This is a genomic window from Thioclava sp. (assembly GCF_048263065.1).
In the GTDB taxonomy this organism is placed as follows: Bacteria; Pseudomonadota; Alphaproteobacteria; order Rhodobacterales; family Rhodobacteraceae; genus Thioclava.
Genome location: NZ_JBLXEM010000007.1, coordinates 92,104 through 105,844 on the forward strand (window position 1 = coordinate 92,104; position 13,741 = coordinate 105,844).

Annotated in this window: 14 protein-coding genes; 6 read left to right on the plus strand and 8 right to left on the minus strand. The window is 62.0% G+C overall.

The window, feature by feature from the left end; genetic code table 11:
• Window positions 1-6: 6 nt before the first annotated feature.
• Window positions 7-387, plus strand: coding sequence for a histidine triad nucleotide-binding protein (locus ACN0SD_RS11800; protein WP_417808443.1), 381 nt, complete (start codon window positions 7-9; stop codon window positions 385-387).
• On the opposite strand, the gene ACN0SD_RS11805 is transcribed toward ACN0SD_RS11800, so the two are convergent.
• The 8 genes from ACN0SD_RS11805 to ACN0SD_RS11840 form a co-directional block, all read right to left on the minus strand.
• Window positions 388-828, minus strand: coding sequence for a molybdenum cofactor biosynthesis protein MoaE (locus ACN0SD_RS11805; RefSeq protein WP_417808444.1), 441 nt, complete (start codon window positions 826-828; stop codon window positions 388-390). It abuts the gene before it with no gap.
• A 1-nt stretch (window position 829) separates the two neighbouring features.
• Window positions 830-1,078 (minus strand): molybdopterin converting factor subunit 1, encoded by a 249-nt coding sequence (gene moaD / locus ACN0SD_RS11810; protein WP_417808445.1) that lies wholly within the window; start codon window positions 1,076-1,078, stop codon window positions 830-832.
• The gene (gene pgsA / locus ACN0SD_RS11815; protein ID WP_417808446.1) at window positions 1,071-1,700 is read right to left on the minus strand and encodes a CDP-diacylglycerol--glycerol-3-phosphate 3-phosphatidyltransferase; all 630 of its coding nucleotides are present in this window, start codon (window positions 1,698-1,700) and stop codon (window positions 1,071-1,073) included. Before pgsA ends, moaD begins: the two co-directional genes overlap by 8 nt.
• Before the next feature lie 45 nt (window positions 1,701-1,745).
• Window positions 1,746-2,807: a lysine-2,3-aminomutase-like protein gene (locus ACN0SD_RS11820; protein ID WP_417808447.1), complete on the minus strand. Its 1,062-nt coding sequence runs from the start codon at window positions 2,805-2,807 to the stop codon at window positions 1,746-1,748.
• A gap of 4 nt (window positions 2,808-2,811) precedes the next feature.
• Entirely contained in the window at window positions 2,812-4,653 is a 1,842-nt protein-coding gene (gene uvrC / locus ACN0SD_RS11825; protein WP_417808536.1) for an excinuclease ABC subunit UvrC, read from the minus strand.
• A gap of 364 nt (window positions 4,654-5,017) precedes the next feature.
• Window positions 5,018-5,794, minus strand: a complete 777-nt coding sequence (locus tag ACN0SD_RS11830) for an SDR family oxidoreductase (RefSeq protein ID WP_417808448.1) — start codon at window positions 5,792-5,794, stop codon at window positions 5,018-5,020.
• Window positions 5,791-6,747, minus strand: coding sequence for a calcium/sodium antiporter (locus tag ACN0SD_RS11835; protein ID WP_417808449.1), 957 nt, complete (start codon window positions 6,745-6,747; stop codon window positions 5,791-5,793). Before ACN0SD_RS11835 ends, ACN0SD_RS11830 begins: the two co-directional genes overlap by 4 nt.
• Window positions 6,748-6,924: 177 nt before the next feature.
• Window positions 6,925-7,764, minus strand: coding sequence for a S49 family peptidase (locus tag ACN0SD_RS11840; protein ID WP_417808450.1), 840 nt, complete (start codon window positions 7,762-7,764; stop codon window positions 6,925-6,927).
• A 144-nt stretch (window positions 7,765-7,908) separates the two neighbouring features.
• Between ACN0SD_RS11840 and ACN0SD_RS11845 the strand changes: the two genes are divergently transcribed.
• From ACN0SD_RS11845 to ACN0SD_RS11865, 5 genes are read left to right on the plus strand one after another with little or no spacing between them, the layout of a single operon-like run.
• Window positions 7,909-8,361, plus strand: a complete 453-nt coding sequence (locus ACN0SD_RS11845) for a formate dehydrogenase subunit gamma (protein ID WP_417808451.1) — start codon at window positions 7,909-7,911, stop codon at window positions 8,359-8,361.
• Window positions 8,358-9,881, plus strand: a complete 1,524-nt coding sequence (locus tag ACN0SD_RS11850; RefSeq protein WP_417808452.1) for an NADH-ubiquinone oxidoreductase-F iron-sulfur binding region domain-containing protein — start codon at window positions 8,358-8,360, stop codon at window positions 9,879-9,881. Before ACN0SD_RS11845 ends, ACN0SD_RS11850 begins: the two co-directional genes overlap by 4 nt.
• Window positions 9,878-12,742, plus strand: a complete 2,865-nt coding sequence (gene fdhF / locus ACN0SD_RS11855) for a formate dehydrogenase subunit alpha (RefSeq protein WP_417808453.1) — start codon at window positions 9,878-9,880, stop codon at window positions 12,740-12,742. Before ACN0SD_RS11850 ends, fdhF begins: the two co-directional genes overlap by 4 nt.
• Window positions 12,739-13,509, plus strand: coding sequence for a formate dehydrogenase accessory sulfurtransferase FdhD (fdhD, locus tag ACN0SD_RS11860; RefSeq protein WP_417808454.1), 771 nt, complete (start codon window positions 12,739-12,741; stop codon window positions 13,507-13,509). The genes fdhF and fdhD overlap by 4 nt, the downstream gene beginning before the upstream one ends.
• Complete coding sequence (locus tag ACN0SD_RS11865; protein ID WP_417808455.1) at window positions 13,506-13,712, plus strand: formate dehydrogenase subunit delta; 207 nt, start codon at window positions 13,506-13,508, stop codon at window positions 13,710-13,712. Before fdhD ends, ACN0SD_RS11865 begins: the two co-directional genes overlap by 4 nt.
• Window positions 13,713-13,741: the final 29 nt, after the last annotated feature.

Genomic DNA, 13,741 nt, shown 5'->3' on the forward strand with positions numbered 1-13,741 from the left:
GGCGCGATGGCATACGCATATGACGATCAAAATATTTTCGCTAAGATCTTGCGTGGAGAGATTCCCAACAATACGGTGCTTGAGACCGAGTATACGCTGGCGTTTCGTGATATCTCCCCCAAGGCCCCCGAGCATGTGCTGGTGATCCCGAAAGGGCCTTATGTGACCTTCGATCACTTCTGCAATGCGGCTTCCAATGCCGAGATCCTTGATTTCACCCGCACCGCCGGGCAGGTCTGCAAGATGATCGGCGCGGCGCCGGATGGCACGGGCAGCGGATTTCGCGCGATCACCAATGCGGGCGAGGATGGCGTGCAGGAAGTGCCCCATTATCATCTGCATATTCTGGCCGGACGTCCGATGGGACCGATGCTGCTGATGCGCTGATCACCAGCGTTTCAGCGCCTCTTCATCATCTTCTTTCGCGGCCACCCATGAGGTTCCGTCGCGCCCGTGCTCTTTCTTCCAGAACGGGGCGCGGGATTTGAGGTAATCCATCAGGAATTCTGCCGCTTCAAAGGCCGCAGCGCGATGGCGCGCGGCGGTGGCGACCATCATGATCTGCTCGCCAATGCCCAGCCGCCCATGCCGGTGGATCACGATCACATCCGCCAGATCCCAGCGCATCACGGCCTGATCGACAATCTGGGCAATCGCGCGCTGTGTCATGGCGGGGTAATGTTCCAGCTCAAGCGCCTCCATGGCGCCGCTGTCATCGCGCACCACGCCGGTAAAGCTGACCACCGCGCCGACATCGTATCGGCCTGCGCCAAATCCGGCCAGTTCAGCGCCCAGATCAAAGGGCTCGGGCTGGACCGAGACTTTCACCTCAGCCCCCCGTCATCGGCGGGAAAAACGCAACCTCGCGCACGCCCGAAAGCGGGCTGTCAAAAGCGGCCAGCTCTTGATCAAGCGCCACCCGCAGCGCGCTCAGATCGGCGAACGCAGCCTCGTAGCGCGGCTCGCGCGTGCGCAGCTCTGCGACCAGATCGTTCACCGTGGCCGCTTGCGTCTCAATCTGCTCACGCGGCAGGCCAATGCGTTCACGCACCCAAGCGAAATACAAAACATCAATCATCGCCCGAATCCTTGAGATAGGGCAGTGCCTTGCGGAAATAATCCCAACCCGTGATTGCCGTCAAAATCGCCGCAATCCAGATCAGCACCAGCCCCACATGGGTTGCGATATCGGCCACACTTGCGCCCATCGGAATGTCGCCCTCACCCGCGCGCGGTGCGCGCCCCTGTTCCAGATAGGCCAGCCCGGTGCCCAGAAACAGCACTGCAATCGCCACCATCTGCGCGGTGGTTTTCCACTTGGCCAGCTTGGTCACTCGCAAACGCCCCGAATCTGCACCCAGAAACTCGCGCAGCCCCGACACGAATACCTCGCGAAACAAAATCACCGTCGCGGGCAAGATCAACCACGGATTCATCCCCGAATAACCTGTCAAAACGACCAGCGCGATCACCACCATTACCTTATCGGCGATCGGGTCGAGCATCGCGCCAAACTTGCTTTCCTGTTTCCACAGCCGCGCAAGGTAGCCATCAAACCAATCGGTGACCGCAGCCCCAACGAATAGTGCCAGCGCAAACCAATCCGCCCAAGGGCGCTGGAAATACAGGAACATGACGGCCACACCGGGGGCCGCCAGAAGTCTGAGCACAGTCAGAATGTTGGGGATGTTCCATTTCATGTCTGGCAACCTAGCGGGGCGGTGAGAAAAGAGAAAGAGGGCGCGTCACCGCGTCTCAGGCACGGGGTCTATGTAATCATGAATATTGCCCAGACGGTCGGTGATACGCCAGTGGCCGGGCATCGGGTCGGGTGTGACATGATCAGCATTGATCGCCACTTTGCCAAACCCTCCGGGAATGTCGAGAACATATGTCGGGATCATCATGCCTGAACACCGCTGGCGCAACTTGGCCATCAACGCGCGGCCCGTGGCAATCGTGGTGCGAAAATGCGAGGTGCCCCGCGCCAGATCACAGTGATGCAGGTAATAGGGTTTTACGCGTAGGGCTGTCAGCGCGCGCATCAAACCCTCAAGGCTATCAATAGTGTCGTTCACCCCCGCAAGCAGCACCGATTGCGACAGCATCGGAATGCCGTGATCCACCAATCGCGCAATCGCGGCGCGCGCATTGGGTGCCAGTTCTTGCGCGTGGTTGGTATGCAGCACGATCCATACGGCGGGACGTGCGGCGCGCAGAGCTTGGCACAGATCGGGCGTGATGCGCTCGGGCGCGACAACTGGCACGCGGGTGTGCAGCCGGATCTGGTCGACATGCGCAATCTCGCCAAGCCGTTTCAGCGCCTCTGATAGCCGCCGCAGCGACAGCGTCAGCGGATCGCCCCCCGTTAAGATCACCTCGCGCACCGCCGGAGTTGCCGCAATATAATCCAGCGCCGCGTCAAGTTGGTCTTGTGGCAAGGGTCCGGTTTCGCCTACCGTTTCTCGACGAAAACAAAAGCGGCAATAGACATCGCAGGTCTTGGTGATGTGCAAAATTACTCGGTCGGGATAGCGATGCGTCAGCCCCGCCACGGGGGAATGCGCGTTATCGCCAATCGGGTCTGCTAGCTCCTCGGGGCGCGTCACCAGTTCCGCAGCGCTCGGTACGAATTGCGCCGCCACCGGATCGCTGGGCGTCGCGATGGCGTGGTGCATTTCCGGCGTCAGGCGAATGCGAAACGCATCAGCCACCGCTTGCAGATCATCGCGCGCATGCGGCGTGGTCAGCCCCACATCTTCCAGATCAGCGATGCGGGTCAGGGCGCGCGGACTGTGATCGGCCATTGCCTCAGCCCTTTTCATTGAAGAAGTTATGGATCGTCTCGGCCATCGCCTCCGATATCCCCTCAACCTCCATCAGGTCAATCGGCGCCGCGCGACTGACCGCCTTGGCCGAACCGAAATGCTGCAACAGCGCGCGTTTTCGCGTGGCCCCAATGCCGGGGATTTCATCCAGCGGATTGGCCATCGTTGCCTTGGCGCGTTTCGCGCGATGCGTGCCAATCGCCCAGCGGTGGGCCTCGTCGCGCAGACGTTGAATGTAATACAAAACCGGGCTTTGACGCGGCAGCGCAAAGGGACGCTGGCCGATGCGGTGGAATTCTTCCTTGCCGTGATCGCGGTCAATGCCCTTGGCAATGCCCACCATCGCGATATCGGTCACGCCCATCTCCACCATGATCTCATGCACCGCCGAGACCTGCCCCGCGCCGCCATCAATCAGTAGCAGATCGGGCCAAGCATCGGATTTGCGCTCGGGGTCTTCTTTCAGAAGTCGCGCAAAACGGCGGGTCAGAACCTCTTTCATCATGCCGAAATCATCACCCGGCGTCAGATCGGTGCCCTTGATGTTGAACTTGCGATACTGGCTTTTGATGAAACCGTCAGGCCCCGCCACGATCATCCCGCCCACCGCATGCGCGCCCTGAATATGCGAGTTGTCGTAAACCTCGATGCGCGCAGGCGGGGCGGGCAACCCGAACGCCTCGGCCACACCGGCCAGCAGTTTTGCCTGCGCGGCACTCTCCGACATCTTCCGGCCCAGACTTTCGCGGGCATTGCGCGCGGCGTTTTCCACCAGCTCGGCCTTTTCGCCCCGCTGCGGCACGGCAATTTCGACACGGCGCTCGGCGCGTTCGGACAGGAAATCGGCCAGCAACTCTTCGTCCTCGACGGGATGGGACAGCAACAACAGGCGCGGCGGCGGGCGGTGGGTGTAAAACTGCGCGATAAAGGCCTGCAGGATTTCCGGCGCTTCCGCGCCCGACCCGGTGCGCGGGTAGAAATCGTGATTGCCCCAGCTTTGATTGGCGCGGATGAAGAACACCTGCACGCAGGCCTGCCCGCCCTCCGAATGGAGCGCGATCACATCGGCCTCGGGCACGGTGCGCGGGTTGATCCCTTGGCTTTGTTGCACGTTGGTCAGCGCCTTGATCCGGTCACGCAGGGCGGCGGCGCGCTCGAACTCCATCGCCTCAGAGGCGGCCTGCATTTGGTCGGCCAGCTCGCGCTGGATCGTCGTCGATTTCCCTTCGAGGAACCGCTTGGCGTCATCGACCAAGGCCCCGTAATCGGCCTCGGAAATCTTGCCCACGCAGGGGCCGGAACAGCGCTTGATCTGATATTGCAGACAAGGCCGGGTGCGGCTTTCAAACATCGAATCCGAACAGTTACGCAGCAAAAACACCCGCTCCAGATGGTTGAGCGTGCGATTGACCGCGCCAGCACTCGCGAAGGGGCCAAAGTAGTGGCCCTTCTCCTTGCGCGCGCCGCGATGCTTTTTGATCATCGGATAGGGGTGATCGGTCGCGATCAGGATATTGGGAAAGCTTTTGTCATCGCGCGCCAGCACGTTGTAGCGCGGCTTGAGTTGCTTGATGAGGTTTTGTTCCAGCAGCAATGCCTCGGTCTCGGTGCGCGTCGTGAGAAACATCATCGAGGCGGTTTCGCGAATCATCCGGGCGATCCGCGCGCTGTGCCCCGAGGGGCGCGCATAGTTCGACACCCGCGCTTTCAGATTGCGCGCCTTGCCGACATAGAGGATCTCGCCCTTGGCATTGAGCATCCGGTAAACGCCGGGCGAGCCGTCGAGCCGCTTGAGATAATCCGCGATCAGCGCATGCCCCGTCATCCCATGCGCGGGGCGTGTCGCGGCGGGGGCCTGGGCATTTTCGGGATCGTCGTCAGTCTTGGTCATATCGCGGCTTTGATTCTCTGCTTTGGCTGCAACCTTACGGATGTGGGTTCAAGGATAAACATGTCCACCATTTCTGTGGATAACACTGTTGGCAAATTCCGTGGAACGCGGATTCTTCCTTGGACTCTTGGCAGAAAACTGATTTGCACAAAAAATAGGCACAACGCTAAACGCATGTAAGCAAACCGAAATTTTTTCAACATCACGCAAGGTATTGAAAAAATTAAGACTTTTGTAACAGATTCGTGTCGAAGTTCGGGGCGGTGCACAACTTGACGTTGCGTCGCTTTGCGGGGCGCTATTCCGGGCCGAGAACATCGGGAGTTTTCCAGCCCAGATGTTGCCCGCCGTCGACGCAGAGAAGCTGCCCGGTGACGGCGGGTGCATCCATGAAATAGCCCAAAGCTGCGCAGATATCGTCGGGGTTTGCGCCCCTCTCGAGGATCGTGGCGGCGCGCTGTTTGATGAAATGCTCGGTTGATTGGCGTGCGCCTTGGAGGGTCGGGCCGGGGCCAATTGCATTGACGCGGATATGCGGCGCCAGCGCCTGCGCCCCGGTCTGGGTCAGTGTCCACAGCCCCATCTTCGCCAGCGTATAGGTCATAAATTCGGGGGTCAGCTTGCGCACCCGCTGATCGAGCATGTTGAGCACCATTGCGCGCGCGCGCGGCTCTGCGTGGATGGTCTCGGCTTGCGGCACTTGGGCTGCGAAATGCTGCATCAGCACGAAGGGCGCGCGTAGGTTCGAGCCGAAATGACGGTCCCAGCTTTCTCGGCTCGCAGATTTCAGTGTGTCATATTCAAAGATTGAGGCATTGTTGATCAGCAGATCGAGCGGTCCGTCCAGCGCCCGCGCCGCGCGCTCTACCAGATCGGCGGTGGCACACTCATCCAGCAGATCTGCCTGCAGGATCTCGGCGCACACGCCCTTGGCGCGGGCTTCATCCGCCGTAGTCTCGGCTTCTGCGTCCGAACCGTGATAATGGATCGCCACGTCAACGCCGCGCCCCGCCAGATACAGCGCCATCGCACGTCCCAGCCTCATGGCCCCGCCAGTTATCAAAGCCCGCTTCATACCCGCCCCCCAATCAAGAGTGCTGCGATATAGACTAGATAGATCAGCGTGAATGCCACGCCCACCCAGCGCCCGATTGCGCGCTTGCGAAAGATGAACGGTATCAGCAACAGCGATGCGCCCAGCATCACCAAAAAGTCGAAATGCAGCATCTGCGCGGGCACCGGGATATTGCCGAACATCCCCGCCACACCGATAATGCACAGCAAATTGAATATGTTGGAGCCAACGACATTGCCCAACGCCACATCGGATCGCCCCTTCATGGCCGCCGTGACCGAGGTCGCCAGTTCTGGTAGGGACGTGCCCAGCGCCACCAGCGTCAGTCCGATCACTGCATCCGAAACGCCCATCGCCGAGGCGATGTTGCTAGCGCCGTCCACCAGCAGATCCGCCCCGATCGGCAGTCCAACAAGCCCGGCCAGCAACAATAGAGCAATCTGCCAGCCCGGCGTGTGGGGATCGACCGAGGCGATCTCATCATCGGGCACGCGATTGGCGCGATGGGCCAATGCCTCGCGGATCTGGCGAAATAAGATGACCCCCAGCCCCGCCAGCAGCACCAGCGCCTGCGGCCAGCCGATCGGGCCAAGATAGGCCACTACAATGAACAGAACCGTCGCCCCGATCATCAGAACAAAGCTCTCGCGCATGTCCTGCTCATCCGTGCGAATGGCCGAGATGATCGCAGGCAAGCCCAACACCAGCAGGATATTAGCGATATTCGAGCCCACAACATTGCCTAGCGCCAGCGCTGGCGCGTGGTCCAGAACTGCGGCGACCGACACCATCAACTCAGGGGCCGAGGTACCAAAGGCCACGATTGTCAGCCCGACAATCAGCGCCGGAATGCCAAAGCGCAGCGCCAAGGCCACCGCGCCTTTGACCAGCAGATCGCCCGCGACGACCAGCAAGACTAGCCCGACCGCGATATAGCCCAAATCCCAAGTCATCCACGCCGCCCTTTTTTGCACGGGCAAGGTGCGCGGCCAATCTTGGGACGGCCACAATCGGGGCAGCGCCCTGACAATTTTCGTGCGGTTTTGCTGCCTGGAATGCGCAGCTTGCCGAACATTGCCAGCACCGCCATCACGACGAGAAACAGGGTCATGCCCTTGATCAACATGGGATTACAGCCCGTAACGCGCCCACAACGCGCGCTCCTCTGCGGTGTCGATCAGCGCACCGGACGCGCCCATCCCGATCTCGGCACCGAACTGCGCGCCAAAGCGGCTGAAAATCGAGCGTCTGGGCGCATAGGCCAGCGTGCGCACTTTGTCACCGTATAACTCTTTAAGCTTTGGCACAGCATGGGCGATTCCGTCGATCAGCCCGGTTTGCTCGGCCAGCGCCTGCCGCCCGGTCCAGATATCGCCGGTAAACAGGTCGCGATCACTCGCCAGTTTGGCCCCGCGCCGCGCGCGCACATGCTCGACGAAGCTGACATGCATATCCTCAAGAAGCCGTTTCAGACGCGCGACATCTTCGTCTTTTTCGGGGCGGAACGGGTCCATGAAGCTTTTCGATCCGCCCGCCGTATGCACGCGCCGCTCAATCCCGTATTTTTCGATGAATTGATCAAGGCCGAAGCCAGCTGAGATCACCCCGATAGAGCCGATAACCGAGGTCGGATCGGCCCAGATGTGATCGGCCGCACATGCCAGCCAATAGCCACCCGAAGCGGCCACATCCTCGACAAAGGCATGAACGGGAATGTTTTTTTCCTCGGCCAGTCGGCGAATACGACTTGCGATTAGCGCCGATTGCACGGGAGAGCCGCCAGGCGAGTTGATCAGCAGCGCCACGGCCACCGGCTTGCCCCGCGCAAAGGCGCGTTCGATCAGCGGCGCCATTGCGGCATCAGACAGACCCGGCGATCCGGGGCGCGACATTCCAATCGCCCCGTGCAACCGCAGCACGGCAACAAAGGGCGGTTTCTTGACGAAGGGGAGGCGCTGGATCAGTTTCATGTCTAGGGATGTAGAGGCTCGCCCCCGCCCGCGCAAGCGCAGGCACGGCAAATGACGCATCCGGACCGCGCCTGTTCGCGATTGTCAGATCCGTGACTTGTCAGGTGGGGCAAGCTAGTCGCACTATGGGCGTGGGAGGACGCTATGAATACCAATGACAGGCTGGCCGAAATCCTTGCGATCCATCGGGGGCGCGAAGGGGCGCTGCTGCCCATTTTACATGACGTGCAAGCGGCATTCGGCCATGTGCCCGAGGTGGTGTATCAGCCCATCGCCGATGCGCTGCGTCTTGGTCGCGCCGAGGTCGCGGGCGTGGTCTCATTCTATCATGATTTTCGCGCGCAACCCGCTGGGCGTCATGTGATCAAGGTGTGCCGGGCCGAGGCCTGTCAGGCGATGGGCGGAGCTGACATGATCGCGCGGCTTGAGGCGGCTTTGGGAATGAAAATGGGTCAGACCAAGGGCGATATCACGCTAGAGGCGGTCTATTGTTTGGGCCTGTGCGCCTGTGGCCCCGCCGCGCAGGTCGATGGGCAGTTGATCGGCCGCGCAAGTGCGGCGCGTCTTGAGGCGCTAGTGACGGAGGGCGCGCAATGAAAATCTGGGTTCCCGCTGATGCAGCCGCCAAAGCCTATGGTGCCGATGAGATTGCAGCCGCGATCGCCTCGGCTGCGGGGCTGCGCGGGCGCGAGGTCACGATCATTCGCAACGGCACGCGCGGGATGGTCTGGCTGGAACCGCTCGTCGAGATTGAGGTGGACGGCGTGCGGCACGGTTTTGGTCCGATGACCCCCGAGGACGTGCCAGCCTTGTTTGAACCGGGCGCGCACCCGAATGCGCTTGGCCCGGTAGAGGATATCCCCTTTTTCGCGCGTCAGTCGCGGCTGACCTTCGCGCGGTGTGGGCGCAACGACCCGCTGTCCCTCGCCGATTACGAGGCAGCCGAGGGCTGGGACGGGCTGAAACGCGCAATGCAGCTTGGCGCAGAGGCTACGATTGTGGAAATCACCAATTCCGGCCTGCGCGGGCGTGGCGGCGCGGGTTTCCCGACGGGGATCAAATGGAAAACCGTTGCTGACGCGGACGCGTCGCAGAAATACATCGTCTGCAATGCGGATGAGGGGGATAGCGGCTCGTTTGCGGATCGTATGTTGATGGAGGGCGACCCGTTCTGCCTGATCGAAGGCATGGCGATTGCCGCGCTCGCGGTGGGTGCGACCAAGGGCTATCTTTATATTCGCTCGGAATACCCCGATGCGATCCGCGTGATGCAATCCGCGATTGCTGCCGCGCGCGATGCCAACGTCATCGGCGGCGCGCTGCTGGGGCAGGGGCCGCGCTTTGATCTTGAAGTGCGCGTGGGCGCGGGGGCCTATATTTGCGGCGAGGAAACGTCGCTTCTGAACTCGCTGGAGGGCAAGCGTGGCATGGTGCGCGCCAAGCCGCCTCTGCCCGCGCTGGAAGGGGCTTTTGGCAAGCCCACGGTGATGAACAACGTGCTGTCGCTGGCCGCTGTGCCGTGGATCATGGCGCATGGCGGGGCGGCTTATGCCGAATATGGCCTCGGGCGTTCGCGTGGCACGATCCCGATCCAGATCGCAGGCAATGTCGCCCATGGCGGGCTGTTTGAAACCGGGTTCGGACTGACCTTGGGCGAGTTGGTCAATGATATCGGTGGCGGCACGGCCTCGGGGCGATCCTTTAAGGCGGTGCAGGTGGGCGGGCCTTTGGGGGCCTATCATGGGGCCGAGGATTTCGATCTGCCGGTATGCTACGAAGCCTTCGCCGAACAGGGCGGCTTGGTCGGTCATGCCGGTTTCGTGGTTCATGACGAGAGCGCCGACATGCTTGCACTAGCGCGCTATGCGATGGAATTCTGCGCGATTGAAAGCTGCGGGAAATGCACGCCCTGCCGGATCGGCGCGGTGCGGGGCATGGAAACGCTGGACCAGATCGCGGCGGGCAACCCGCAGGCAATCGCTTTATTGCAGGATTTGTGCGAGATTATGGAAAAGGGATCGCTGTGCGCAATGGGGGGATTTACGCCTTACCCGGTGCGCTCGGCGATCCGGCTGTTCCCTGACGAATTCACCCCGGTGCGGGAGGCTGCGGAATGAAAGACTTCATTATCCCGATCAAGGACAAGGGCACGCCCGCGAAAACTGGTGCGCCCGTTTGCCTGACCATCGACGGCATGAATATCACCGTCCCCGAAGGCACCAGCGTGATGCGCGCCGCCGCCGAGGCCGGAATCAGCGTGCCCAAGCTGTGCGCCACCGACATGCTGGACGCCTACGGCTCGTGTCGGCTTTGCGTGGTCGAGATCGAGGGAATGCGCGGCACGCCCGCGTCCTGCACGACCCCGGTGCGCGAAGGCATGGTGGTCAAGACCCAGACCGAGCAGTTGGGCCGTCTGCGCCGTGGCGTGATGGAACTGTATATCTCGGATCATCCGCTCGATTGCCTGACCTGCGCGGCCAATGGCGATTGTGAATTGCAGGATATGGCGGGCGCGGTGGGGTTACGCGATGTACGCTACGCACCGGGCGAAAACCATTTCGAGACCCGCGCCGCCGAGGGCGAAAACCCGCGCTACATCGCCAAGGATGTCTCGAACCCGTATTTTTCCTATGATCCGGCGAAATGCATTGTCTGCATGCGCTGCGTGCGCGCCTGCGAAGAGGTGCAAGGCACGTTCGCGCTGACCGTTGAGGGGCGCGGCTTTGATGCGCGTATTTCAACGGGCACGGATGATTTCCTGAACTCCGATTGCGTTAGTTGCGGTGCCTGCGTGCAGGCCTGCCCGACCGCCACCTTGCAGGAGAAAACCGTCGAGAACATCGGCATCCCCGAACACGCGGTGGTAACGACCTGCGCCTATTGCGGTGTGGGGTGTAGTTTTGAGGCGCAGATGCGCGGCGATCAGCTGGTACGCATGGTGCCGTGGAAAGAGGGCAAGGCGAACCGGGGCCACTCTTGCGTGAAGGGGCGCTTTGCCTGGGGCTATGCCAATCACGGCGACCGTATCTTGAATCCGATGATCCGTGATGCCGTTACCGAGCCGTGGCGCGAGGTAAGCTGGGACGAGGCGCTAGAATTCTCCGCGAAGGGTATCAAGCGCGCGCAAGCTGAACATGGCAAGGACTCGGTCGGCGTCATTACCTCGTCGCGCTGCACCAATGAGGAAACCTTCCTCGTGCAGAAACTTGCGCGCGCGGTGATGGGCACGAACAACACCGATACCTGCGCGCGGGTCTGTCACTCGCCCACCGGCTACGGGTTGAAGCAGACGTTTGGCACCTCGGCAGGCACGCAGGATTTTGATAGCGTCGAGCAGGTGGATTGTGCCGTAGTGATTGGCGCGAACCCGACCGATGGCCACCCGGTTTTTGCCTCGCGCTTGCGTAAGCGCATGCGTCAGGGGGCCGCGCTAATCGTGATCGACCCGCGCCGGATTGACCTGCTGGAATCCGCGCATATGGGCGACGGGCTGCATCTGCCGCTGCGTCCGGGCACGAACGTCGCGGTGCTGACCGCGCTGGCGCATGTGATCGTGACCGAGAGGCTGTTCGACGATGCCTTCATTCGTAGCCGTTGCGATTGGGATGAATGGGCCGATTATGCCGAATTCGCCGCCGATCCCGCCCATTCCCCCGAGGCCGTGGCCGAGCTGACCGGCGTGCCCGCCGAAACTCTGCGCAAAGCCGCGCGCACCTATGCCAGCGCACCGAACGGGGCGATCTATTACGGGCTGGGCGTGACAGAGCATTCCCAAGGCTCGACCACCGTAATCGCGATTGCCAACCTTGCGATGATGACGGGCAATATCGGGCGTCCCGGCGTGGGCGTGAACCCGTTGCGGGGCCAGAATAACGTGCAAGGCAGTTGCGACATGGGCAGCTTCCCGCATGAACTGCCGGGCTATCGCCATGTGTCCGATGACGCTGCGCGCGCGATGTTTGAGGCCGAGTGGAACACCATGCTCGACCCCGAGCCGGGCCTGCGCATCCCCAATATGCTGGATGCGGCGGTATCGGGCGATTTCAAAGCGCTCTATATTCAGGGCGAGGATATCTTGCAATCCGACCCCGACACGCGCCATGTCGCTGCCGGGCTTGCCGCGATGGATTGCGTGATCGTACATGACCTGTTTCTCAACGAGACTGCGCGCTATGCGCATGTGTTCCTGCCCGGCTCGACCTTCCTTGAAAAGGACGGCACCTTCACCAATGCCGAGCGCCGGATCAACCCGGTGCGCCGCGTGATGGCGCCCAAAGCAGGGCTGGCCGATTGGGAGGTCACGCAGGCTTTGGCCAATGCGCTGGGCGCGGATTGGGACTACACGCATCCCTCGCAGATCATGGATGAGATCGCGCGCACCACACCCAGTTTTGCAGGCGTCACCTATGACCTGCTTGATGCACAAGGCTCGATTCAATGGCCCTGCAACGAAGCCCATCCCGAGGGCTCGCCGGTGATGCATATCGATGGGTTCGTGCGCGGCAAGGGGCGGTTTATCCGCACCGCCTATATCGCGACGGAGGAACGCACCGGCCCGCGCTTCCCGCTGCTGCTGACGACCGGGCGCATCCTGTCGCAATATAACGTGGGCGCGCAGACCCGGCGCACGGAAAACTCGGTGTGGCATGGCGAGGATCTGCTGGAAATGCACCCTCATGACGCGGAAACGCGCGGCATTTCGGATGGGGACTGGGTGCGTCTAGCCTCGCGCGCGGGCGAGACGTCCTTGCGCGTGACACTGACGGATCGGGTCTCGCCCGGCGTGGTCTACACCACCTTCCACCACCCCGATACGCAGGCCAATGTGGTGACCACAGACAATTCCGACTGGGCGACGAACTGCCCGGAATACAAGGTCACGGCGGTGCAGGTGGCGCTGTCCAACGGACCCTCAAGCTGGCAGGAACTTTACGAGGCGCAAAGCGTGCTGACGCGCCAGATCGAGCCCGCGCAATGAGCGTAAGCGATTGGGCTTTGCCCGGTGGCGGGCGCGTGCAGCTGGCGCAGGAAGTGCCGGTCGCGCTGATTTATGACGGGGTCGCGCAGGCGGTGATGATGGCCTCGCCGGGCGATCTTGAAGATTTCGCCTTGGGCTTTGCGCTGAGTGAGGGGCTGATCGAAACGCCCGCCGAGATCACCCGCTATGAAATCGCCCATCAAGAGGCCGGGATTGAGTTGCGTAGCTGGCTTGCCGCGCCCGCCGGTGCGCGGTTTGCGCAGCGACGGCGCGCCACGATTGGCCCGGTCGGCTGTGGGCTCTGCGGGATCGAGCAGCTCGAACAGGCCCGGCGCAGCCTGCCACGCCTGCGCCCTGCGGCATGGCAAATCACGCCGCAGCAGGCCGAGGCGGCGATTGATGCGCTGCGCCATCATCAACCCCTGCAAGACGAAACCCGCGCCGCCCATGCCAGCGCGTTTTGGCAGCCGGGGCGTGGCATCGTGGCGCTGCGCGAAGATGTGGGCCGCCACAATGCGTTGGATAAGCTGATCGGCGCGCTCGCGCGTGCTGGCATCGCAGGCGCAAGCGGCGCGCTAGTGATGACCTCGCGGCTGTCGGTCGATCTGGTGCAGAAGGCCGCGATTTACGGCATTCCGGTGATCGCCGGTCCCTCTGCCCCCACGGCCCTCGCGGTGACCGAGGCCGAGGCCGCCGGCCTGACCCTGATCGCACGGGCCGGGCGCAACCTTGCCATATTCACCCAACCGCAGGAGGCCATCATATGAGCCCAGAGAAACTCGGTCATATGGCCAATCAGATCGCAACCTTCTTTGAAAGCCAGCCAGGCGATCAGGCGCGCGCCGTGGCCGATCATATCAATGCCAACTGGGCGCCTGCGATGCGCGCGCAGTTTCTGGATGGCGCGCCTGAACAAGCGCTGCATCCGCTGGTTAAAGCCGCCCTGCCTGAGATCCGCCGTCCAGTCTGAGTGGCGCTGCCCCCGCACCGAACCTAGCC

Coding starts and splice junctions, on each gene's coding strand:
- ACN0SD_RS11800 (WP_417808443.1), top strand. CDS start 7: ATGGCATACGCATATGACGATCAAAATATTTTCGCTAAGATCTTGCGT.
- moaD (WP_417808445.1), bottom strand. CDS start 1,078: ATGATTGATGTTTTGTATTTCGCTTGGGTGCGTGAACGCATTGGCCTG.
- pgsA (WP_417808446.1), bottom strand. CDS start 1,700: ATGAAATGGAACATCCCCAACATTCTGACTGTGCTCAGACTTCTGGCG.
- ACN0SD_RS11820 (WP_417808447.1), bottom strand. CDS start 2,807: ATGGCCGATCACAGTCCGCGCGCCCTGACCCGCATCGCTGATCTGGAA.
- uvrC (WP_417808536.1), bottom strand. CDS start 4,653: ATGACGGGGCATGCGCTGATCGCGGATTATCTCAAGCGGCTCGACGGC.
- ACN0SD_RS11830 (WP_417808448.1), bottom strand. CDS start 5,794: ATGAAGCGGGCTTTGATAACTGGCGGGGCCATGAGGCTGGGACGTGCG.
- ACN0SD_RS11835 (WP_417808449.1), bottom strand. CDS start 6,747: ATGACTTGGGATTTGGGCTATATCGCGGTCGGGCTAGTCTTGCTGGTC.
- ACN0SD_RS11840 (WP_417808450.1), bottom strand. CDS start 7,764: ATGAAACTGATCCAGCGCCTCCCCTTCGTCAAGAAACCGCCCTTTGTT.
- ACN0SD_RS11845 (WP_417808451.1), top strand. CDS start 7,909: ATGAATACCAATGACAGGCTGGCCGAAATCCTTGCGATCCATCGGGGG.
- ACN0SD_RS11850 (WP_417808452.1), top strand. CDS start 8,358: ATGAAAATCTGGGTTCCCGCTGATGCAGCCGCCAAAGCCTATGGTGCC.
- fdhF (WP_417808453.1), top strand. CDS start 9,878: ATGAAAGACTTCATTATCCCGATCAAGGACAAGGGCACGCCCGCGAAA.
- fdhD (WP_417808454.1), top strand. CDS start 12,739: ATGAGCGTAAGCGATTGGGCTTTGCCCGGTGGCGGGCGCGTGCAGCTG.
- ACN0SD_RS11865 (WP_417808455.1), top strand. CDS start 13,506: ATGAGCCCAGAGAAACTCGGTCATATGGCCAATCAGATCGCAACCTTC.